This is a genomic window from Salinicola sp. MH3R3-1 (genome assembly GCF_001937155.1).
Taxonomy (GTDB): Bacteria; Pseudomonadota; Gammaproteobacteria; order Pseudomonadales; family Halomonadaceae; genus Salinicola; species Salinicola halophyticus.
Genome location: NZ_MSDP01000001.1, coordinates 38,364 through 60,231 on the forward strand (window position 1 = coordinate 38,364; position 21,868 = coordinate 60,231).

At 61.3% G+C, this 21,868-nt stretch carries 16 protein-coding genes; 9 read left to right on the top strand and 7 right to left on the bottom strand.

Annotated features, from left to right (window positions below):
• Positions 1-64 precede the first annotated feature (64 nt).
• Positions 65-1,189, top strand: a complete 1,125-nt coding sequence (locus tag BTW08_RS00180; RefSeq protein ID WP_075560490.1) for a substrate-binding domain-containing protein — start codon at positions 65-67, stop codon at positions 1,187-1,189.
• A gap of 74 nt (positions 1,190-1,263) precedes the next feature.
• Here BTW08_RS00180 and BTW08_RS00185 read toward each other — a convergent pair whose 3' ends face one another.
• The 6 genes from BTW08_RS00185 to BTW08_RS00210 all read right to left on the bottom strand — a co-directional run bounded on the left by BTW08_RS00185 (position 1,264) and on the right by BTW08_RS00210 (position 8,980).
• A complete protein-coding gene (locus tag BTW08_RS00185) occupies positions 1,264-2,919 on the bottom strand; it encodes an OFA family MFS transporter (RefSeq protein ID WP_075560491.1) in 1,656 nt (551 codons plus the stop codon).
• 271 nt (positions 2,920-3,190) lie between these two features.
• Positions 3,191-4,225 (bottom strand): esterase-like activity of phytase family protein, encoded by a 1,035-nt coding sequence (locus BTW08_RS00190; RefSeq protein ID WP_075560492.1) that lies wholly within the window; start codon positions 4,223-4,225, stop codon positions 3,191-3,193.
• 120 nt (positions 4,226-4,345) lie between these two features.
• Entirely contained in the window at positions 4,346-6,211 is a 1,866-nt protein-coding gene (locus BTW08_RS00195) for a TRAP transporter large permease subunit (protein WP_075560493.1), read from the bottom strand.
• Positions 6,212-6,287: 76 nt separating this feature from the next.
• The gene (locus BTW08_RS00200; RefSeq protein ID WP_075560494.1) at positions 6,288-7,289 is read right to left on the bottom strand and encodes a TRAP transporter substrate-binding protein; all 1,002 of its coding nucleotides are present in this window, start codon (positions 7,287-7,289) and stop codon (positions 6,288-6,290) included.
• Positions 7,290-7,388: 99 nt separating this feature from the next.
• Positions 7,389-8,132, bottom strand: coding sequence for a GntR family transcriptional regulator (locus BTW08_RS00205; RefSeq protein WP_075560495.1), 744 nt, complete (start codon positions 8,130-8,132; stop codon positions 7,389-7,391).
• Between the two features lie 80 nt (positions 8,133-8,212).
• Positions 8,213-8,980, bottom strand: a complete 768-nt coding sequence (locus BTW08_RS00210) for an SDR family oxidoreductase (RefSeq protein ID WP_075560496.1) — start codon at positions 8,978-8,980, stop codon at positions 8,213-8,215.
• Between the two features lie 642 nt (positions 8,981-9,622).
• Between BTW08_RS00210 and dapB the strand changes: the two genes are divergently transcribed.
• The 4 genes from dapB (at position 9,623) to greA (ending at position 15,779) form a co-directional block, all read left to right on the top strand.
• Positions 9,623-10,432: a 4-hydroxy-tetrahydrodipicolinate reductase gene (dapB, locus tag BTW08_RS00215; RefSeq protein ID WP_075560497.1), complete on the top strand. Its 810-nt coding sequence runs from the start codon at positions 9,623-9,625 to the stop codon at positions 10,430-10,432.
• Between the two features lie 384 nt (positions 10,433-10,816).
• A complete protein-coding gene (gene carA, locus BTW08_RS00220; protein ID WP_075560498.1) occupies positions 10,817-11,974 on the top strand; it encodes a glutamine-hydrolyzing carbamoyl-phosphate synthase small subunit in 1,158 nt (385 codons plus the stop codon).
• A 102-nt stretch (positions 11,975-12,076) separates the two neighbouring features.
• Positions 12,077-15,310: a carbamoyl-phosphate synthase large subunit gene (carB, locus tag BTW08_RS00225; RefSeq protein ID WP_075560499.1), complete on the top strand. Its 3,234-nt coding sequence runs from the start codon at positions 12,077-12,079 to the stop codon at positions 15,308-15,310.
• Positions 15,303-15,779, top strand: coding sequence for a transcription elongation factor GreA (gene greA / locus BTW08_RS00230; protein ID WP_075560500.1), 477 nt, complete (start codon positions 15,303-15,305; stop codon positions 15,777-15,779). The genes carB and greA overlap by 8 nt, the downstream gene beginning before the upstream one ends.
• A gap of 220 nt (positions 15,780-15,999) precedes the next feature.
• On the opposite strand, the gene yhbY is transcribed toward greA, so the two are convergent.
• Positions 16,000-16,326 carry a ribosome assembly RNA-binding protein YhbY gene (gene yhbY / locus BTW08_RS00235; RefSeq protein WP_075560501.1) on the bottom strand — a complete coding sequence of 109 codons (327 nt, stop codon included), beginning with the start codon at positions 16,324-16,326 and terminating at the stop codon, positions 16,000-16,002.
• A 377-nt stretch (positions 16,327-16,703) separates the two neighbouring features.
• On the opposite strand from yhbY, the gene rlmE reads away from it, so the two are divergent.
• From rlmE to glmM, 4 genes are all read left to right on the top strand, one after another.
• Positions 16,704-17,381: a 23S rRNA (uridine(2552)-2'-O)-methyltransferase RlmE gene (gene rlmE / locus BTW08_RS00240; protein WP_075560502.1), complete on the top strand. Its 678-nt coding sequence runs from the start codon at positions 16,704-16,706 to the stop codon at positions 17,379-17,381.
• 90 nt (positions 17,382-17,471) lie between these two features.
• Positions 17,472-19,439: an ATP-dependent zinc metalloprotease FtsH gene (gene ftsH / locus BTW08_RS00245; protein ID WP_075560503.1), complete on the top strand. Its 1,968-nt coding sequence runs from the start codon at positions 17,472-17,474 to the stop codon at positions 19,437-19,439.
• A 157-nt stretch (positions 19,440-19,596) separates the two neighbouring features.
• Positions 19,597-20,478, top strand: a complete 882-nt coding sequence (folP, locus tag BTW08_RS00250) for a dihydropteroate synthase (RefSeq protein ID WP_075560504.1) — start codon at positions 19,597-19,599, stop codon at positions 20,476-20,478.
• On the top strand, positions 20,475-21,860 hold the full coding sequence (glmM, locus tag BTW08_RS00255; protein WP_075560505.1) for a phosphoglucosamine mutase: 1,386 nt from the start codon (positions 20,475-20,477) through the stop codon (positions 21,858-21,860). The genes folP and glmM overlap by 4 nt, the downstream gene beginning before the upstream one ends.
• Positions 21,861-21,868: the final 8 nt, after the last annotated feature.

A 21,868-nucleotide genomic window follows, 5' to 3' on the forward strand; every position in this document is an offset into this window, starting at 1 on the left:
TTATGTTGAGTACCGCTAAACGCCAACCTAGCACTCCCGCGGGGCGCGAGAAATATGAACGAATATGCTTAGAAAAAAGTTGAATATCACGCCGGCGTGGCTGTTTCGCAGCGATGACGGCGAACTGCTCGACCCGGTGCTGTTCCGGCTACTCGCCAATCTGCGCGAGACCGGCAAGCTGACGCGTGCAGCGGAAGCCGCCGGCATCTCCTATCGTCATGCCTGGAATCTCCTCAACCGGGGGGAGGCGTTCTTCGGCATGCCGCTGGCGGATATGCGCAAGGGGCATGGCACCCGGCCATCGCCTCTGGGCGAGAAACTGCTGTGGTCGGAGCAGCGGGTCAGGGCAAGATTGGGGCCGCAGATCGACAGCATGGCCTCCGAGCTAAACCATCAGTTGCAGCAGTTGCTCGAGGGCGCGCATCCCGTTCTGCGATTGCATGCCAGCCATGGTTATGCGGTGGCGCTACTGCCGGAATGCCCCGGCGAACTCGATCTGCGCTACTGCAATCCGCTGGAGGCGCTGAACGCCTTAGGCCGCGGCGAGTGCGACCTGGCCAGCTTCCACGTCCCCTCATCTCCGCAGCTTGCCGAGCGAGTGATGCAGGTCTATCGGCCGCAGCTCGAGGGCCAGAGTCAGCGAGGACAGAAGCTCAAGGTGATTCGATTCGTCACTCGCCGACAGGGCTTGATCCTGCGTGGCGAGGACCGAGACAGGATCCAGGGGTTGGCGGATCTTGCCCGGACTGATGTCCGCTTCATCAATCGCGACGAGCACTCCGGGACCCGCGTGCTTTTTAACCTGTTGTTGGCGGAGCAGGGCATCGGAGAGGATCAGATTGCCGGCGCAGGACAGGAAGAGTTCACCCATACTGCGGTAGCGGCCTACGTGGCAGCCGGCATGGCCGATGTCGGGTTTGGTCTGGAAGCGGCCGCAGCCCAGTTCGGGCTCGAGTTTCTGCCGCTCTCCACCGAGCACTATCTGCTGATCTGTCACGAGGATCGGCTCGAGCAGGACAACGTCCAGCAACTGCTCGCCTTTATGAGCTCGCGCTCGTTCCTGGCCGAGATAGCGACGCTGAGCGGCTATGCGCCGGATCGCTGTGGCGAGGTGACGACGTTCGAGGCATTACTGGAGGAGGACCGGATGGCGGAGAACAGAAGGATCGTCGAACGAAACAGGCGCTAGCGCAGGGCGGAAACGACACGACCGGGCGCTCGAGGAGCGTCCGGTCGTGATGGATCCCGGTCGTGACGGGCGGTCTAGAACAGCGCCGCTGCCTTGGCCAGGGCGATGTAGAGCCCGATCAGGAACGGAATGCCCACGCCGAGCCAGGCGAGAACGCCGCCGACACCGAAGCGACCGCGTGCCGCGGTCTCGGCATTGGCGGCGACGCCGTCTTCCTTCTGCAGCGAACGCTCGCGAGCCAGCTCCTCATCGCTCATCTGCTGTTCCGGCTTGACCGGCTTGATCAACAAGTTGCAGATCAGGCCGAGGAACAGCAGCCCCGCCATGATGTAGAGCGTGCGATCGTAGACGAGGCTGGGTTCGACGCCGGCGTCGAGCTGCGTCTGCCGAATGGCGGCAATGACCAGCGGGCCGACCAGGCCGGCGGCGGTCCAGGCCGTGAGCAGGCGTCCGTGAATCGCGCCGACCATCTGGGTGCCGAAGATGTCGGCCAGATAAGCCGGGACCGTGGCGAAACCGCCGCCATACATGCTGAGAATGACGCAGATCGAGATCACGAACAGACCAGCCATACCCAGATGGCCCCACATCGGCAGCAGGCAATACATGATGATGCCGATCACGAAGAAGCAGAAATAAGTGTTCTTGCGCCCGATCTTATCCGATAGCGAGGCCCAGAACAGACGCCCGACGCTGTTGAACAGGCTGATCAGGCCGACCAGGCCAGCCGCTGCGGCGACCACTGCCGCCTGCTGCGCTTCGTTGAGAGCCGCGGCGCGATCCTCGAGGCCGACCAGGGCGCCGCCGAAGACGTCCTGCAGCATCGGGCTGGCCATCGAGATCACAGCGATCCCGGCGGTCACGTTGAGGAACAGCACGCCCCAGATCAGCCAGAACTGCTTGGTCTTCCACGCTGTTTTCAGGTGGACGTGACCCTGGGTGATCATGGTGTTGGTCTTGGCATTCTTCGGTGCCGTCCAGCCGGTGGGTTTCCAGCCGTTGGGCGGTACGCGGAAGCCAATCGCCCCGCAGGCCATGACGATGGCATAGATCACGCCCATGGTGATCAGCGTCATGGCGACACCGGTGCCGCCGTCCGCGGAGTAGTGATTCATCAGCAGCACGGCCAGCGGCGCGCCGACCATGGCACCACCGCCGTACCCCATGATGGCAAACCCGGTCGCCATGCCGCGGCGGTCCGGGAACCACTTGATCAGGGTCGAGACCGGTGTGATGTAGCCGAGACCCTGGCCGATGCCGCCCAGCACGCCGCAGCCCAGATAGACCAGCCACAGCTGATGGTTCATGACCCCCAGGCCACCGACGATCAGACCGCCACCCCAGCACAGCGCGGCAATGCAGCCGGCCTTTCTCGGCCCTGCATGCTCGAGCCAGGCACCCCAGATCGCCGCCGAAACACCGAGCATGGCAATGAAGATACCGAACACATAGGTGACCTGGGGGACGCTCCAGTTACAGCTCGTCGTGGTCAATGCCTGGAACAGACCGAGATTGGTGCAACTGGCAGGGGCGTTGACGATCTCCTGGCTCATGGGGAGCCAGAACACCGAGAAGCCGTAAGCCATGCCGATACAGAGATGGATCGCCAGCGCCGCCGTGGGTACCAGCCAGCGATTGAAGTTAGGTCCCGCTACCGTTCTTTCGCGGGAGAAAAAACCCGCCGATGTGTCGCCGCCGGCATCCAGCGCGGCCTGATTGATCCCACTCATCCTGAACCCTCGTCTTGATTATCGTGTCGTTGGCGCTGCCGGTGCTACCGGGAAGACACCGCGTGCTCTACAGCGGCAGGAACGGCCTTGGGCTTGAGCGCCGTACCTATGAACACGGATTCTTATCGTTGAGTGTCGCCGCATTCACAGTGTCGTCGGCAGGATCGAATCAGCGGGAGAAAATGGCAACTAGCGGAAATCATTATGCTGTGCCGTGCATACGTGCGACATCGGCTCTCCTGGCTGCGACATCTATCGCGCCGGCCAGGAGTCAGGGCGCCCGATCGTCGACCTCGGTTACGGCAAAGCAGGTCAGCAGGGTGCGCTGCACCAGACTAAAATTGTCGTCACTGACCATCAGGTAGCGGTGACCGCCGATGCCGGTCAGTCCTTCGAAGTTGTCCAACGACCAGCCATCACTGTTGGAGAGCCGCGCCAGTTCGCTGATACGCACGCTGCCGTCGGCCTCGAGATGGGCGCGGCGTAACCGAATCACGAGTGAAGCCGGCGGCGTGTAGGCTCGCTCCAGGGTCAGCAGGTCGCCGTCCAGATTTTCCATGGCGGTCAGTGCGCTGTTGGCGTTGTCGGCCAACGGATAGCGCCACTCGTGCTGACCGTCGAGGCTGAACAGCCGAGTGAGCTTCTCGGGCCAGCCCTCGGGGGGCGTTTCGATCCCGCCGATCAGACCGTGGCCGGGTAGCGCGGCGATCGCCTCCAGCCCGCCGTTGGATGCGACGTCCGATAGCCCGGCCGGTCGGTGCGGTGGTTCGCTGGCAATACCCGAGGGCAGGAAGCGCTGCCAGCGGGCGTTGCTTTCTGCATCACCCGGCGCGTCGCCCCCGGTGTCGCCCGCTGCACTGCCTTCAAAGCCGATTACCAGCTGCGTATTGCCGCGAATGTCATCGTCGGCGTTCTCGAGCGTCAACGCTTCGGCATCGCTACCGGCACTTTCCAGAATGGCGCCGTCCTCGCCGCGCAACGGGTAGGTATCCAGCGGTTCATAATCGCGCAGCTCGCCGCTGCCGCTGAACGTCAGGCGGGCGCGATGCAGCCAGCCGCGATCGGAAATCAGAAACAGCATCGCTTCGTCGTCGTCCCAACCGAGATCGGAGAGCCCGCCGACCGGCGTGCCGTCCTGCCACTCCCCGGGCAGCGCCAGCGTTCCGCACCAGTCGATGTTGGGCGTGCTCGCCAGCAGGTCGAGCGGCGCAAGCGCCGTTCGTTGAGGCACGGCGCTGCAGCCGGCGAGCAACACCGGCCCCAGCCATGCGATGAATGTGGCAAGCCTGGGAGACGACAGCGACATGAGCGCTTTTCCTTCGACCGTGACTGCCTGTCAGTATATCCACAATCCCCGACTCGTTGATGACAACCGCCGACCCCTGAGGGGGCCAGCGCAGCAACGCAGGCTCCGGCGGCTATTCACTCATTCCAGCAGGCCCCATAGCCCGATGGTTAGCGAGGGAAACGCGCAGAGCAGGACCACGACGCACATCGTTGCCAGGACGAAGGGTATGACGGCGCGGAAAACGGCCGAGGGTGGCACGTTGGCAATCTGTGACGTGATGAATACCAGCAGCCCGACGGGTGGCGAGACGCCGCCGAGTTGCAGTGTGACGATCATGATGATGCCCAGCTGGATGGGGTCGATACCGGCATTGATCATCATCGGCAGGAACAGCGGAGCAATGATCAGCATGGCCGGGGTGAGATCCAGGAACATGCCTGCCGCCACCAGCACGAGAATGAGAATGAAAAAGAGCCCCAGCGGCCCCTCTGCCGCCGTACCGGCCCAGCCGACGATCGCCTGAGGCACCTGTTCGGCGATCAGGACCCAGGCAAAAGGTACCGACGACGCGATGATGAATCCGATCAGTGCAGCGTCCATGGCACAGTCACTGAAAGCACGGTAGAACGTTTTCCAGCCGTACTCCTTGAACACCATTTTCCCCAGGATAAAGGTCCAGAAGAGGGCAACGACGCCTGCCTCGGTGGCCGTTATGATCCCGAAGCGAATCCCGCCCAATACCCCGACGGTGATGACCAACACGGGCAGAGCGCGGAGAAAGCTGTTACGCACGGTCAGCCACGGGGCGTGCTCGCTGGAGGACTGATAGTCGCGTCGAACCGAAATGGCATAGGCGACGCCCATTAGGGCCAGCGCGATCAATACCGCCGGTAGCACGCCTGCCGTGAATAGCTTGGCCACCGAAACGTTGGCGACGGAGGCATAGACCAGCATCGCGATAGCCGGCGGCACGACATTGGGCAGTATCGCCGAGGAGGCGCTGACGGCACAGGAGAACGCCGGCGAATAGCCACGCTTGACCATCTCGGGAACGAGGATTTTGGTGCTGCTGGCGGCATCGGCGCTGGACGAACCGGAGATGCCACCCACCATCAGGCTGTTGAGAATGTTGACGTGTGCCAGGCCGCCACGAAAGTGGCCCACGAGAGAGACGGCAAACTCGATGAGCCGCGCTGACAGTCCGCCGAGATTCAGCAGATAGCCTGTCGAGAGAAAGAAGGGAATGGCCAGAAGAATGAATTTGGTCGAGCCGGTCACCATGTTCTGGACGACAGCAGGAGGCGGCAGGATAAAAGACGCAGAGCTGGCAATGAAGACGGCCAGGACCAGAGCGAAAGCCACGGGCACGCCGATGGCGATAGCCAGGAAGAATGCCGCGAGCATCACGAGGCTCGGCGAAAAGCCTCCCAGAAAGGCGAGGCCGCCCGCGTCGATCCACTGGAACAGTAGCCAGGCGACGCCGATGCAGACGAGGTTGCGCAGACAACCCTGCAGAGAATCGACGCGGCGGACCAGCAGGAATCCCAGCGAAATGAGAGCCGATGCGGGGATCACGGCATACTTGATGGCCTTGGGCCATTGCAGGCTGGCGCTCAGGCCCCCGACCATGTCGGTCAGCTGCATGCCGCCCGAATACATCATGATCAACGTCAGCGCCAGCAGCATGGTGGCCACGGGTTCGAGCAGTGCCTGTACCATCGGCAGGCGCCCCAGAGGCAGCAGATCCGCCACGACATGACGACTGCGTCGCACGCCTAGCGCTGCGCCAAGGAAAATCAGCCAGGTGAAGCACCAGATGGCGAATTCTTCGGTCCACGAAAAGGAGCTGTTGAACACATAACGGGCGATGACGCCGGTAAGTACCGCGACGGACATCGCAACCAGGATGGTGAATACGGAAAGCCGGACGAGACCTTCCAGACGGGCCGCCGATCGATCGAGCAGCGATATTGCAGAGGAGAGAGCGGGTTGATCGGCAGCCATGATGCCACCTCCAGGATAGGGATCGATCGTCAATGACAGGCGCGCCACCCAGGCCCGGCCCGGGTGGCGCAAAAGCTTACTTGGCGTTGCGGATCAGTTCGACCAGCTCAGAGCCGTTGGGGATCTGGTCGATGTACTTGTCCCGCACGGGGGCCATCGCTTCCATCCAAGGTGTCTTGTCTTCGATGTCGATGATGGTGGCGCCATCAGCGACCGTCTTTTTCAGCGCTTCCTCGTCATCCTTCTGGCGCATTTCCGGAACATGCGACTGGACCTCGAGCGCCGCCTTGGTGATCGCCTGCTGATAGTTCTCGGGGAGCCGCTTCCACCAGTTCTCGGCGACGACCCAGGTGCCCATGGCATAGATATGGTCGGTTTTTACATAGTAAGGCGCGACTTCGTAGAAACGGTTTGTCAAATAATTGGTTGCCGTATTGTCGAAGAAATCAATGACGCCCGTTTGCATGGAATTGTAGATTTCGGGTGCCGGAACCGGCGTCGGGTTGGCACCGGCTTCTCTCCAGGCGTCCACATGCAATGGGCTCTGGATGACGCGCATCTTTTTACCCTGAATGTCGTCGATGGAGTGAATCGGGAAGCTGCTCATCAGTTCACGCACACCGTTGACGGTGAAGCCGAGCAGATGAAAGCCCTGATCCTCGAAGCTCGAGGAGAGCGCTTCGGTAAGTGGCTCGCTGAGCGCCGTAGCGTTGGCTTCGTCGGTAATGACGTAGGGAAGATCCAGGACCTGGACCTCGGGCACCCAGGATGACAGCACCGAGCTGGTGATGATCCCCATCTGCACGGAGCCCAGCCGGATGCCTTCTGCGGACTCGGTTTCTCCTCCCAGAACGCTGTTGGGAAATAGCTTGATATCCACGTTGTCGTCAGTACGTTCACGGACCAGGTCGGCAAACTCCTGAGCGGCCTTGTACTTGGTATTTCCCTCGGGAACGTCCAGTGACAGTTTCGCATTGTACTGTGCCGCGCTGGCGGAAATGCTACCCATGGCCATGGCAACGCCGAAGGATACGGCGGCAAGACGGGGAGCGTGTTTCAGGATGGTATGTGTCGTCATGTCATGTCCCTCTGGGAGTTTATGCTGATGTGTCGATCGATTGAATTTTTGTAGGAAAAGGCTGTTTTTATTGTTGGTGAGCCTGACGTCGGCGGATGATTAGACCGTATCCAACTCCAGACCCACGTTCAGAAGCTTCGGATCGACGTTTCGCTCGATGGCGTTCACGGTCGCGCCCATGAAATCCATCAGACGATCCGAAGCCTTGGCTGCCGCCTGCGCATCCTGAGCAAGAACGGCTCGCAGAACCCCGAGATGACCGTGAACGGTGTCGGCCAGATCCTGGTTCGGTTTGGCGTGCGTGTGATAGATCCATCCGATTCGACGAAACATGGTGTGCAAGGGCCGCAACGAGTACTCCAGAAAGGGCTCGTCACAGATTTTCAGTATCTGCGCGTCGATTTGAAGATCGAAACGATTGAACGTCGAGAGCGACATCGAAGCTGACTGCTCTTCCATGGCCTGGGAAATCTGGCCCAGCAGAGTTCGCTGTTGCGGTGAAGATTTTTCACAGGCCAGCGTGACGAGAAATCGCTCCATATCTCGTCGAAGCTTGAGTAAAGTCGCCGTTCGCGGCAGGTCTACGGGCGCGATCTGAACACCTTGACGTGGTCGTATCGTGATCAGCGTGTCCGAGGCCAGTCGGGTTACCGCCTGATAGACCGGCATGCGGTTATAGCCTGTCATGTCCTGCAGATCTCGAATTCGCAGATAGCTACCGGGCCTGAGCTGGCAGGTAACTATCAGCTCTTCGATTTCCTTGTAAGCGTGCTCCAGCAGGCTCTTATTGTCGCGGCCTTTGTCCTGAGGAACCGGTAACGCTATGTCCTGGCCATCTGGCATGATGTCGGGTCCGGTCGATAATGGAACAGTGGGGCAATATAAGCTGCGGTACGGCTGAGTTTTCAGTCGAAATCCCGCTTTTAAAGCACCGATATCATGCCGCCGTCGGCGTAGATAATTTGCCCGTTAATATAGTCGGAAGCCTGGGATGACAGGTACAACACGGTTCCGATAAGCTCTTCGGGCCTCCCCCATCGTCCCGCCGGCGTTCGCCCTTTGACCCAGGCGTCGAATTCGGCATTGGCGGTCAATGCCTCGTTCATGTCGGTCAGCATATAACCGGGGCCAATGGCGTTGGCCTGAAGGCCCAAGCCGCCCCATTCCGCCGCCATGGCCTTGGTCAGCATCTTGATGCCGCCCTTGGCCACGGTATACGGGGCGACCGTGGCGCGCGCGAGTTCGCTGGTCAGTGAGCCGATGTTAATGATCTTGCCATGGCCGCGTTCGACCATGCGTTTGGCCGCTTCACGACCGACCACGAACGCCGAAGTCAGATTGGTATCGAGAACTCGCTGCCAGTCGGCGGTTTCGAGCTCCAGCATGGGTTTACGAAACTGAATGCCGGCGTTATTAATCAGAATGTCGATCGTGATTCCCGCGTTATCGAACCGGTTGAAGGCCTCCTTGACGGCGTGATCGTCGGTGACGTCAAAGGCGGCAATCTGGACGTCATGACCCGCCTGAGACATCTCTTCAGCGGTAATGGCGAGCCGTTCCTCGTTGATACCGTTGAGAATGACCTTGGCGCCGGCGGATGCCAGACCTTCCGCGAAAGCGCGCCCCAAACCTCTCGATGAACCCGTCACCAGTGCGGTCTTTCCGGTCAGGTTGAATAGCTGAATCGACATTCGCGACTTCCTTGTTTTTCGATTGAGTTCATGAAGCGCCTATCGCCATTCTTTTCTGCGTGTTGAAGAATTAATATCCCGGAGAAACGGTAGATGCTGTCCGTTTAACCTGCCTATGACGAAACTTAGTGATGCCGATTTCGCTGTGATATTTTTTGATATATCAGGAATAACAGCGCTACCAAATGGCGTCAAACGGACTTTGGGTTGATCTCGATGGCGGCGCTTTTTCTTTCCGCGACTTTGTTGTTAGAGATTGATTCCAAAGAATTTTATATGCGTTATGCTTTGGTTTATGAGGCTAAAGTTTAGTCTTGATGGAGCGCGAATCATTGTCCCTCGTCATGCGTTATAGAACTCGATCGACGGCAGATTTTATTTAGCGCGTTTACCGTTCTCCCGGTAATTTAGTCGTATGCCCTGGTTTTCTAGGTCAGTTGTAACCTGCCCTTGATGCGCTTTTTAAAAGCGGGTCCTGGCGATTCAGTCTTCAATTTTTTTAGCGCTCAACTCGAAACACGAACGAATGACGGCGTTCGTTGGAGGCGCGGGGGTGTGGCATTGATATACTGCCGCCAATGACGGTCATCGGCGCGGTGAACCTGCGCCAAACCAAACCAGGGCGACGCAACGGGAGGAAGCATGACGCGGATTGCGATCATGGGGGCGGCAGGCCGGATGGGGCGGATCTTGCTGGAAGCCACACACAACAGCGACGCTGCGAAGCTGGGCGCGGCGATCGTGCGCCCGGAGAGTTCGCTGCTGGGCTGTGATGCCGGCGAAATGGCCGGGCTCGGCAGGCTCGGGATCAAGCTGTCGGGCTCGCTGGATGGCGCGAGGGACGATTTCGACGTGCTGATCGACTTCTCCACCCCGGCGTTGACGCTGGAGAACCTCGCCTGGTGCGCCGACAACGACAAGGCAATCGTGATCGGTACGACAGGCCTCGATGAAAGTCAGCTGAAGGCTCTCGACGGTTTTGCCGCGCGAGTGCCGATGGTGTTTGCCGCCAACATGAGCACGGGTATCAACCTGACGGTGAATCTGCTCAAGACCGCGGCCAGGGCGCTGGGTGATGCCGGCTACGACATCGAAGTGATCGAGGCGCACCATCGTCACAAGGTCGATGCGCCTTCTGGAACTGCGCTGATGCTGGGCGAGGCGGTAGCCGAGCCGCTGGGTCGCGATCTGAAGACGCACGGCGTCTTCGAGCGGGTCGGCCAGGTGGGCCCGCGGGACCCCCGCGAGATCGGCTTCGCCACGGTGCGTGGCGGCGATATCGTCGGCGAGCACACGGTGCTGTTCGCGGCCGAGGGCGAGCGCATTGAGATCACCCACAAGGCCTCGAGTCGGCTGACGTTCGGCAATGGCGCCGTGCGTGCGGCGGCGTGGCTGGCCGGGCGTCCGGCAGGTCGCTACGACATGCAGGATGTACTGGGCTTGAAAGACTAGCGTTGCGAAGACCTGAGCTTGCGGAGCCGGGTGGCGCGGAAAACCGGTGGCGCGGAAGAGCAAGCCGGCGCGGCATGGTGATGAATCGCGATCTTCACTGGAGCCGGAAGTCGGTTTCCGGTATCATTTCTCCAATTTGGCCGGGCCAGCGCTGCGGGCATCAAGATTGCCCCAGAGATTGAAGATTCGCCGCTCTCGATGCGGCAATCAGCATAATGAAGCGGGATGAAACCGGTCTTACCGGATTTCGTCCCGCTTTTTTACGACCTTGCGGCGGCTTGTGCGGTCAATACGAAGTGAGGGCGTGATGCCAGGCCTAGACGCCATGTGTTGATGGGCGTGTTTTGATATCCAGTTTGATGACCAGTGAAGGAGGATGTTGCCTTGAACAGACCCGCGATACTGGCTCTTGAAGACGGTAGTGTATTTCACGGTACCGCGATCGGAGCCGATGGACGAACCAGCGGGGAGGTGGTCTTCAATACCGCCATGACCGGTTATCAGGAAATTCTCACCGACCCTTCCTACACCCGACAGATCGTGACCCTGACCTACCCGCATATCGGCAACACCGGCATCAACCTCGAAGACGTCGAGTCGACCCGCATCTGCGCGGCCGGCCTCGTGATTCGTGATCTACCGCTGATCGCCAGCAATTTCCGCAGCACCACATCGCTCTCCGAGTATCTCGCCGCGCAGAACGTCATTGGCATCGCCGATATCGACACCCGTCGGCTGACGCGCATTCTGCGCAGCAAGGGCTCGCTGGACGGGGCCATTCTGGCCGGCGCTGAAGCTCAGGGCGATGACGCCGTCGAGCGGGCTCTGGCGGCCGCCCAGGCCTTTCCGGGGCTCAAGGGCATGGATCTGGCCAAGGAAGCCTCCTGCCAGTCCAGCTACCAGTGGACCGAGGGCGAATGGGCTTTGGGTCAGGGATATGCCGATACCGCCAGCGCTGAGCGCCCCTATCACGTGGTCGCCTACGACTACGGGGTCAAGCACAACATCCTGCGCATGCTCGCGTCCCGCGGCTGCCGCCTGACCGTGGTGCCGGCGCAGACCCCGGCCGCCGAAGTGCTGGCGATGAACCCGGACGGCGTCTTCCTGGCCAACGGACCGGGCGATCCCGAGCCCTGCGATTACGCGATCACGGCGATTCGCGAGATTCTCGAGACCGATGTTCCGGTATTCGGCATCTGCCTGGGTCATCAGCTGCTGGCGCTGGCCGCCGGCGCCAAGACCGTGAAGATGAACCACGGCCATCACGGCGCCAACCATCCGGTCCAGGATCTGGACTCGGGGCAGGTGATGATCACCAGTCAGAATCACGGCTTTGCCGCCGACGAGACCACGCTGCCCGCCAACGTGCGAACCACGCACCGCTCCCTGTTCGATGGCACTCTCCAGGGGATCGAGTTGACCGATCGTCCGGCGTTCAGCTTCCAGGGCCATCCTGAGGCAAGCCCTGGGCCGCGTGACGTCTCGCCGCTGTTCGATCGTTTCGTGACGATGATGCAGAGCCGTCAGCGGCAGGTCGCCTGAGCCGTCAGCGACAGGTCGCATGCCATCAGCGGCAGTTTGGAATTCAGTCATCCTGGGTCGGCGCCAGCCGCCGACACCACCATTTTCGACGAGTGTTAGCGCATGCCAAAACGTACGGATCTCGACAGCATTCTGATCATCGGCGCCGGCCCCATCGTCATCGGGCAGGCGTGCGAATTCGACTACTCCGGGGCCCAGGCCTGCAAGGCGCTGCGCGAAGAGGGTTATCGCGTCATCCTGGTCAACTCGAACCCGGCGACCATCATGACCGACCCGGTGATGGCGGATGCCACCTACATCGAGCCGATCACCTGGCAGACGGTGGAGAAGATCATTGAGCGCGAGCGGCCCTCGGCGATCCTGCCGACCATGGGCGGCCAGACCGCGCTCAACTGCGCGCTGGAACTCGACAAGCACGGCGTGCTCGAGAAGTACGGCGTGGAGATGATCGGCGCCAACGCCGATGCCATCAACAAGGCGGAAGACCGCGATCTGTTCGACAAGGCGATGAAGAACATCGGTCTCGAGTGTCCCAAGGCCGAAGTCGCCCACAGCATGGATGAAGCGTGGAGAATCCAGGCAACGCTCGGCTTCCCGGTGATCATCCGCCCCTCCTACACCATGGGCGGTTCCGGTGGCGGCGTCGCGTATAACAAGGAGGAGTTCGAGGAGATCTGCGATCGCGGGTTCGAGCTTTCCAACAACCACGAGCTGCTGATCGACGAGTCGCTGCTGGGTTGGAAGGAGTACGAGATGGAGGTCGTTCGTGACAAGAACGACAACTGCATCATCGTCTGCGCGATCGAGAACTTCGACCCGATGGGCGTGCATACCGGCGACTCCATCACCGTCGCGCCAGCGCAGACGCTGACCGACAAGGAGTACCAGATCATGCGTAACGCATCGCTTGCGGTGCTGCGCGAGATCGGTGTCGAGACCGGGGGCTCCAATGTCCAGTTCGGTGTCGACCCGGACACCGGGCGCATGGTGGTGATCGAGATGAACCCGCGGGTGTCGCGTTCGTCGGCGCTGGCCTCCAAGGCGACGGGTTTCCCGATCGCCAAGATCGCTGCCAAGCTGGCGGTGGGCTACACCCTGGACGAACTGCAGAATGACATCACCGGCGGTGCCACGCCGGCGTCTTTCGAGCCGTCGATCGACTATGTCGTGACCAAGATTCCACGCTTCACCTTCGAGAAGTTCCCCCAGGCCAACGATCGTCTGACCACGCAGATGAAGTCGGTGGGCGAGGTGATGGCGATCGGGCGGACGTTCCAGGAGTCGATGCACAAGGCGCTGCGCGGCCTCGAAATCGGTGCCGACGGCCTCGATCCGAAAGTCTCCGACTTCGGCCCGGAAAACATGGCGCTGATCAAGGGCGAGCTGCAGGCCGCCGGCGCCGACCGCATCTTCTATATCGGCGATGCCATGCGCAGCGGCATGAGCGTCGACGAGATCTTCGCGCTGACCCATATCGACCGCTGGTTCCTGGTCCAGCTCGAGGATCTGATTCTGACCGAGGCGGCCGTTACCAAGCGCTCACTGCACGATCTGAGTGCCGATGAGCTCTACCGTCTCAAGCGCAAGGGCTTTTCCGACGCGCGCCTGGCCACCCTGCTGGGCGTCTCCGAGAGCGAATTCCGTCAGCGCCGTCAGCAGCTCGACATCCGCCCGGTCTACAAGCGGGTCGATACCTGCGCGGCCGAATTCGCTTCCGATACCGCCTACATGTATTCGACCTACGAGGAAGAGTGCGAGGCGGAGGTCACGGATCGCCAGAAGATCATGGTGCTGGGCGGCGGGCCCAACCGGATCGGCCAGGGGATCGAGTTCGACTACTGCTGCGTGCATGCGGCGCTGGCCATGCGCGAGGATGGTTACGAGACCATCATGGTCAACTGCAACCCGGAAACTGTCTCCACGGACTACGACACCTCCGATCGACTCTACGTCGAGCCGGTCACGCTGGAAGACGTGCTCGAGATCGCCGACAAGGAGAAGCCGGTCGGGGTGATCGTGCAGTTCGGCGGGCAGACGCCGCTGAAACTGGCGCGGGCCCTGGAAGCCGCCGGCGTGCCGATCATCGGTACCACGCCGGACGCCATCGATCGCGCCGAGGATCGCGAGCGCTTCCAGCAGATGATCGACAAGCTGGGTCTCAAGCAGCCGCCCAACGCCACCGCGCGCAGCTTCGAAGACGCCTTCGCCAAGGCCGAGAAGATCGGCTATCCGCTGGTCGTGCGGCCGAGCTACGTGCTCGGCGGCCGGGCCATGGAGATCGTCTATACCGCCGAAGAGCTCGAGCGCTACATGACCCATGCGGTCAAGGTCTCCAACGATTCGCCGGTACTGCTGGATCACTTCCTCAATGCCGCCATCGAGATCGATATCGATGCGGTCAGTGACGGCGAGCAGGTCGTCATCGGCAGCATCATGCAGCATATCGAGCAGGCCGGCGTGCACTCCGGCGATTCGGCGTGTTCGCTGCCGCCCTACTCGTTGCCGATGGAGGTGCAGGACGAGATGCGCGAGCAGGTCAAGCGCATGGCCGTCGAGCTCAACGTGGTCGGCCTGATGAACGTGCAGCTCGCCTGGCAGGACGGCGAAATCTACATCATCGAGGTCAATCCGCGCGCCTCGCGTACGGTGCCGTTCGTGTCCAAATGCATCGGCACGTCGCTGGCGCAAATCGCGGCGCGCTGCATGGCCGGCCAGTCGCTGGCCGACCAAAACTTCACCCGCGAGTTGATTCCGGATTTCTACGCGGTTAAGGAGGCGGTGTTCCCGTTCAACAAGTTCCCGGGTGTCGATCCGATCCTGTCGCCGGAGATGAAGTCGACCGGCGAGGTGATGGGCAGCGGTGCGACCTTCGCGGAGGCGTTCTACAAGGCGCAGCTGGGTGCCGGCGAGGCGATTCCGCGATTGACCGGCGAGCGCCAAGCGTTCCTCTCGGTACGCGAACCCGACAAGCAGGGTGTTATCGAGGTAGCTCAATCTCTGCTAGCCTTGGGCTTCAGTTTAGTGGCAACACGTGGCACGGCCAGGGCTCTGGAAGAGGCTGGTCTGTCCGTTGCCGTCGTCAACAAGGTTTTTGAAGGCCGTCCGCATATCGTCGATCTGCTCAAGAACGACGAAATCGCCTATATCGTGAATACCACGGAAGGCCGCCAGGCGATCAACGACTCCTCGGTCATCCGGCGCACGGCGCTGGCACGCAAGGTACCCTATGCCACGACCCTGGCGGGTGCGCGTGCGGTGTGCATGGCGCTGGAGTACGGAAACGAGATCACGGTGCGGCGGCTGCAGGAACAGCATGCAGGAGTAGTCAATGAATAAGGTCCCGATGACCGTCCACGGTGAACAGGCCTTGCGTCAGGAGCTGGAGCAGTTGAAAGGCGTGGAGCGTCCGCGAGTCATCAACGACATTGCGGTCGCCCGCGAGCACGGCGATCTCAAGGAGAACGCCGAATATCATGCCGCCCGCGAGCAGCAGGGATTCATCGAAGGGCGTATCCAGGAGATCGAGGGCAAGCTGTCATTGGCTCAGGTCATCGATGTGGCCAAGATACCCAACACCGGCAAGGTGATCTTCGGTGTCACCGTCGAGCTGCTCAATCTGGAGACCGATGAAGAAGTGCGCTATCGGATCGTCGGCGAGGATGAGGCCGGGATCAAGGACGGCAAGATATCGGTGACTTCGCCCATTGCGCGTGCGCTGATCGGCAAGCAGGCGGGCGACGTGGTCAACGTCCGCACGCCGGGTGGCGATGTGGAGTACGAAATTTCCGGCGTCGAGCATCTTTGACCGCTCACGCGCAGCTGCGCGTCGGCCAAACGGCGTTGAAAACGGCCTCGGCATGCTGATTTACACCCCGTAAACTTCGCTGTCTCGGCCGCTTTCGCCTTGTTCGTTCCTAGCTCGCAAGCGCTTGCAAGACAGGCAGCCGCAAGCGAGAGAAGCCGCGACACTGTCGCGGCTTCTCTCGTTGTGGAGCATCTGTTTTCGCGGCTCGCGGCTTTCGTGTTCAGTGCCGGCCGTGATGTTCCTCGGCGCGCTGGATGTTGGAAAGCTTGGGATTGACCTTGGGGTTGTGGCGATAAAGCAGGGCGACCTTGCCCAGCGTCTGGACCAGTTCCGCGCCGGAGGCCTCGACCAGCTCTTCGACCATCGCCTGGCGTTCCTCGCGGTCGGCAATCGCCAGCTTGACCTTGATCAGCTCGTGGTCTCGCAGCGCGCGGTCGAGTTCCTGCTGGGCGCCTTCGCTCAGACCGTTTTCACTCACGGTGACGATCGGCTGAAGGTGGTGGCCGATGCTGCGAAAGGCTTTCTTTTGTGCGGATGTTAGGCTCATGGTAATCTGACCGTTGGACTTCGCGATATTTTACAGCGGTGCTGCAATCGGTCTCACCACCGCACTGTCGAAACGCGCCATGTTACGGGTTTCGATGGCAACAGGAAAGATGCCGTTGCTCGTCGGCCGTGTTCGGGTACGACCCGATTTGGGGATGGCCGGATCCGGGCATTACCAAGTCCTGACACGGCTACGTCCTATAATGGCTGACTCTTGAAATGGCTAAGTCTTGAAATGGCTAAGTCTTGAAATGGCTCAGACCTGTAATGGCTCAGTCCTGGCATGGCACGGTCGATGTGTCCGGCAGCTTGCGAGCTGCACTCCAGTCCCGCAGTACCGCTCTTCGCTTTCTCGACTATTCTTCCAGGTGATCATCAGTGGCGCGCTCTTCCAGCTCTAGCTCCTCATCCGGCGCTGACAAGGCCGGTTCTCCCACGCGGCAAAGCAAAAGCAGCGCCGGCTGGATGAAAGAGCATTTCGACGATCGCTATGTTCAGCAGTCCTGGAAGGATGGGTATCGTTCGCGTGCAAGCTATAAGTTGCTGGAACTGGACGAGCGTGACAAGTTATTGCGTCCCGGCATGGCGGTGATCGATCTGGGCGCCGCGCCGGGCGGCTGGAGTCAGGTCGCCGCCGAGAAAGTCGGCACCGAGGGGATGGTGATCGCCTCCGATATTCTGGAGATGGACGCGCTGGCCGGCGTCAGCTTCATTCAGGGCGATTTCACCGAAGAGCAGGTGCTGGCAGCGATTCTGGGCGAGCTCGGTGAGCGCCGTGTCAATCTGGTACTGTCAGACATGGCGCCGAACATGAGCGGCATGGCGGCGATCGACCAGCCACAGTCGATGTATCTGGTCGAGCTGGCTCTCGATCTGGCGAAGCAGACGTTATCGCCCGGCGGCCATTTCCTGGCCAAGGTTTTTCAGGGCGAAGGATTCGATGACTACCTGCGGGATCTGCGAGGCAGTTTCCGCAAGGTAGTAACACGCAAGCCGGAGGCGTCACGGGCTCGGTCCCGGGAAGTCTACCTGCTGGCGCAAGGATTTCAGGGCTAGGCTTGCAAGCGTGGTTGAGCGACCCCATCTGGTGTAGTGTCAGATCACGGCAAGCGCAGGCAGCAAGGTTCGTACTACGAGGGTGGTGTCTTGAACGACATGGCGAAAAATCTAATTCTCTGGTTGGTCATCGCGGCTGTACTGCTGACGGTGTTCAACAATTTCAGTGTCGATAGCTCGCCGCAGACGATGAGCTATTCACAGTTCGTGCAGCAGGTCCAGAAGGACCAGGTGCGCAGCGTGACCATTGAGGGTTATACCATCAATGGCGAGCGGGACGACGGTACGCAGTTCCAGACCATCCGCCCGGCAGCCCAGGATCCCAAGCTGATGGACGACCTGCTGGCGCACGACGTCACCGTCGTCGGCCAGAAGCCCGAAGAGCAGAGCCTGTGGACGCGCTTGCTGATTGCCAGCTTCCCGATCCTGCTGATTCTGGGCATCTTCGTCTTCTTCATGCGTCAGATGCAGGGTGGTGGCGGTGGCAAAGGCGGTCCGATGAGCTTCGGCAAGTCGAAAGCCAAGCTGCTGAGCCAGGACCAGATCAAGTCCACCTTTGCCGATGTCGCCGGCTGTGACGAAGCCAAGGAGGAGGTCGTCGAACTGGTCGACTTCCTCAAGGATCCTTCGAAGTTCCAGCGTCTGGGTGGGCAGATTCCCCGCGGCGTGTTGATGGTGGGTCCGCCAGGCACGGGTAAGACCCTGTTGGCGAAAGCGATTGCCGGTGAAGCCAAGGTGCCGTTCTTCAGCATCTCGGGTTCGGACTTCGTCGAGATGTTCGTCGGCGTGGGTGCTTCCCGTGTCCGCGACATGTTCGAGCAGGCCAAGAAGCAGGCGCCTTGCATCATCTTCATCGACGAGATCGATGCCGTCGGTCGCCATCGTGGTTCCGGCATGGGCGGTGGTCATGACGAGCGCGAGCAGACGTTGAACCAGCTGCTGGTCGAGATGGACGGTTTCGAAGCCAACGACGGTATCATCGTGATCGCCGCCACCAACCGCCCCGACGTGCTCGATCCGGCGCTGCTGCGGCCGGGCCGCTTCGACCGTCAGGTCACCGTACCGCTGCCGGACATTCGGGGGCGCGAACATATCCTCAACGTTCACCTGCGCAAGGTGCCGATGTCCGACGGCGTCCAGGCCAGCATCATTGCCCGCGGGACGCCGGGCTTCTCCGGCGCCGATCTAGCCAACCTGGTCAACGAGGCGGCGCTGTTCGCGGCGCGCCGCAATCGTCGCACCGTCGGCATGGAAGAGCTGGAGCTGGCCAAGGACAAGATCATGATGGGCTCCGAGCGGCGCTCCATGGTCATGTCGGAGAAGGACAAGCTCAATACCGCTTATCACGAGTCCGGCCACGCCATTATCGGTCTGGTGATGCCCGAGCACGATCCGGTCTACAAGGTCACCATCATTCCGCGCGGTCGAGCGTTGGGCGTGACCATGTTCCTGCCGGAAGAAGATCGTTACAGCTACTCCCGTCAGCAGATCATCAGCCAGCTCTGCTCGCTGTTTGGCGGACGTATTGCCGAAGAGATGACATTGGGGCCGAATGGCGTCACCACCGGTGCCTCCAACGATATCAAGCGTGCCACCGAGCTCGCGCACAGCATGGTCGCCAAGTGGGGCCTGTCCGAAGAGATGGGGCCGCTGATGTACGACGAGGACGAGTCGCATCAGTTCTTGGGCGGTCCAGGTCAGGGGGGGGGCAAGCTGAGCTCCGGAGAAACCTCGACTAGGCTGGACAAGGAAGTGCGTCGGATCATCGACGAGTGCTATGCCATGTCCCGCAAGATCCTCGAGGACAACCGCGACAAGCTCGACCTGATGGCGGAAGCGCTGATGCAGTACGAAACCATCGATGCCTTGCAGCTCAAGGACATCATGGAAGGCCGCCAGCCGCGTCCGCCGAAGGATTGGGGCGACGACGGCCCGACATCGGGTTCCGGTCGTGCCGTCGACGATCCCGAGCCGCAACCGAAGGAAGATGGCGCCGCGGACGACGAGTCCGACAGCCGTCGCCCGTCCGATCCGCTGGGTGGGCCCACGGGCCTGTAAGTGCCCCATGCGTGCGTTGAACGAACAGCGCTTCGAATAATGCAGCGACAGCAATTGCGACAGGGCGTCAGAGATGGCGTCCTGTTGCGTTTCGAGTCGGTTGCGCGACGATCCCCGCCTGCCTAGAGTGGGCGTTTTTGCGAGTAATGGATTCTCAATGACCGACCCGGTACCCGTCGGCGCTCGCTTGCGCTGCGGTCATCATACCCTCGACCTATCGCGTCCCTGTGTCATGGGCATCCTCAACGTGACGCCGGATTCGTTTTCGGACGGCGGGCGGTACAACGGCCTGGACGACGCCCGACGTCACGCCGAGCGCCTGCTTAACGAAGGGGCGACCATTCTCGACGTCGGTGGAGAATCGACTCGTCCGGGTGCCGAGGCCGTACCGCTGGAAGTCGAACGCGAACGCGTGTTGCCGGTGGTCGACATGCTGGTGTCGGAGTTCGATGCGCTGGTATCGGTCGATACCAGTGCCCCGGAGCTGATTGGCGAGATCGCCCAGGCGGGCGCCGGACTGATCAACGACGTGCGTTCGCTGACTCGCCCGGGCGCACTGGCGGCGGCGGCGGCCACCGAGCTGCCGGTGTGTCTCATGCACATGCTGGGCGAGCCCCGGACGATGCAGCAGGCCCCCCGTTACGAGCGGCCGGTCGAGATCGCCGTGGCGGATTTTCTACGCGAACGAGTGGCGGCCTGCGAGGCGGCGGGGATCGCGCGCGAGCGGCTGCTGCTGGATCCCGGATTCGGTTTTGCCAAGACCCTCGAGCATAATTTGCAACTGCTCAATCGGCTGGAATCGCTGACGGCGCTGGAATTGCCGCTATTGGTGGGCATGTCGCGCAAGAGCATGATCGGCCAGACATTGGGGCGGCCCGTCGACCAGCGACTTCCCGGTGGATTGGCCTTGGCAGTGATGGCGGTGGAACGGGGCGCTAGAATCGTCAGAGTGCACGACGTCGCCTCCACGGTGGATGCAATCAATATGGCTTGGGCCGTGCTTCAGGAACGACCAGCTTCAGGAACGGAGCGATCATGAGTAGACGTTATTTTGGTACCGACGGCATTCGCGGGACCGTCGGCGAGTATCCCATCACTGCCGATTTCATGCTCAAGCTGGGCTGGGCGATGGGCCGGGTGCTGGCCCGCAAGCTCTCCGGCCATCAGGCGCGGCACAAGTTTTCCCAATCGATGCGGCCCAAGGTGATCATCGGCAAGGACACGCGGATTTCGGGGTACATGTTCGAATCGGCGCTGGAGGCGGGGTTGTCGGCCGCCGGTGCCGATGTGTCGTTGCTCGGCCCCATGCCGACACCGGGTATCGCCTATCTGACCCGGACGTTTCGAGCCGATGCGGGCATCGTGATCTCCGCGTCGCACAATCCGTATCAGGACAACGGCATCAAGTTTTTCTCGGCAGAGGGGCTGAAGCTCGCCGACGAGGTCGAAACGGAGATCGAGAGCGAGCTGGACAAGCCGCTGGAAACGATGGCGCCGAATCAGCTCGGCAAGGCGGTCCGGATCAACGATGCCGCCGGACGCTATATCGAATTCTGCAAATCCACGGTTCACAACCGTCTCGAGCTGCACGGCCTGCGAATCGTGCTGGACTGTGCCCACGGGGCGACCTATCACATCGCGCCCAATGTCTTCCGCGAGCTGGGAGCCGACGTCAGCGTGATCGGCGGCGAACCCGACGGTCTCAATATCAACCAGGACGTGGGCTCGACGCATACAGGACGCTTGAGCGAAGCCGTGCTGGCGCGCCAGGCCGATCTGGGTATCGCCTTCGACGGTGATGGCGACCGGGTGCTGCTGATCGATCGGCACGGCAAGCTGGTGGATGGCGACGAGATTCTCTATATCATCGCGCGGGATTTGCACGCTCGTGGCAAGCTCAATGGCGGGGTCGTGGGTACGCTCATGACCAACTTCGGCCTGGCCGCCGCCTTCGAGAAGCAGGGGATTCCCTTCGAGCGGGCCAAGGTGGGCGATCGATATGTGGTCGAACGGCTGCTCGCCAACGATTGGCTGCTGGGGGGCGAGGCGTCCGGCCACATCGTCTGCCGCAATGTACAGACGACCGGGGACGGAATCGTCGCCGCGCTGCAGGTGTTGGCGGTGATGATGCGGGAAGGCGCGCCGCTGGAGCAGCTGCTCGATGGCTTCGAGAAGGCGCCGCAGTCGCTGATCAATGTTCGACTGCCCGCGGGCTTCGATGCCAGATCGCTGTTGGACAGCCAGGCGCTGCGCCAGACGGTGAGCTCGGTCGAGGATGAGCTGGGCGGTAGCGGTCGGGTGTTGTTGCGCCCGTCGGGCACGGAGCCGTTGATCCGGGTCATGGTGGAAGGACGGCCACGATTCGATGTTCAGGCCATGGCCCAGCGGATCGCCGATAGCGTCGAAACCTTGATCGCCTGAACCAACGA

Coding starts and splice junctions, on each gene's coding strand:
- BTW08_RS00180 (WP_075560490.1), top strand. CDS start 65: ATGCTTAGAAAAAAGTTGAATATCACGCCGGCGTGGCTGTTTCGCAGC.
- BTW08_RS00185 (WP_075560491.1), bottom strand. CDS start 2,919: ATGAGTGGGATCAATCAGGCCGCGCTGGATGCCGGCGGCGACACATCG.
- BTW08_RS00190 (WP_075560492.1), bottom strand. CDS start 4,225: ATGTCGCTGTCGTCTCCCAGGCTTGCCACATTCATCGCATGGCTGGGG.
- BTW08_RS00195 (WP_075560493.1), bottom strand. CDS start 6,211: ATGGCTGCCGATCAACCCGCTCTCTCCTCTGCAATATCGCTGCTCGAT.
- BTW08_RS00200 (WP_075560494.1), bottom strand. CDS start 7,289: ATGACGACACATACCATCCTGAAACACGCTCCCCGTCTTGCCGCCGTA.
- BTW08_RS00205 (WP_075560495.1), bottom strand. CDS start 8,132: ATGCCAGATGGCCAGGACATAGCGTTACCGGTTCCTCAGGACAAAGGC.
- BTW08_RS00210 (WP_075560496.1), bottom strand. CDS start 8,980: ATGTCGATTCAGCTATTCAACCTGACCGGAAAGACCGCACTGGTGACG.
- dapB (WP_075560497.1), top strand. CDS start 9,623: ATGACGCGGATTGCGATCATGGGGGCGGCAGGCCGGATGGGGCGGATC.
- carB (WP_075560499.1), top strand. CDS start 12,077: ATGCCAAAACGTACGGATCTCGACAGCATTCTGATCATCGGCGCCGGC.
- greA (WP_075560500.1), top strand. CDS start 15,303: ATGAATAAGGTCCCGATGACCGTCCACGGTGAACAGGCCTTGCGTCAG.
- yhbY (WP_075560501.1), bottom strand. CDS start 16,326: ATGAGCCTAACATCCGCACAAAAGAAAGCCTTTCGCAGCATCGGCCAC.
- folP (WP_075560504.1), top strand. CDS start 19,597: ATGACCGACCCGGTACCCGTCGGCGCTCGCTTGCGCTGCGGTCATCAT.
- glmM (WP_075560505.1), top strand. CDS start 20,475: ATGAGTAGACGTTATTTTGGTACCGACGGCATTCGCGGGACCGTCGGC.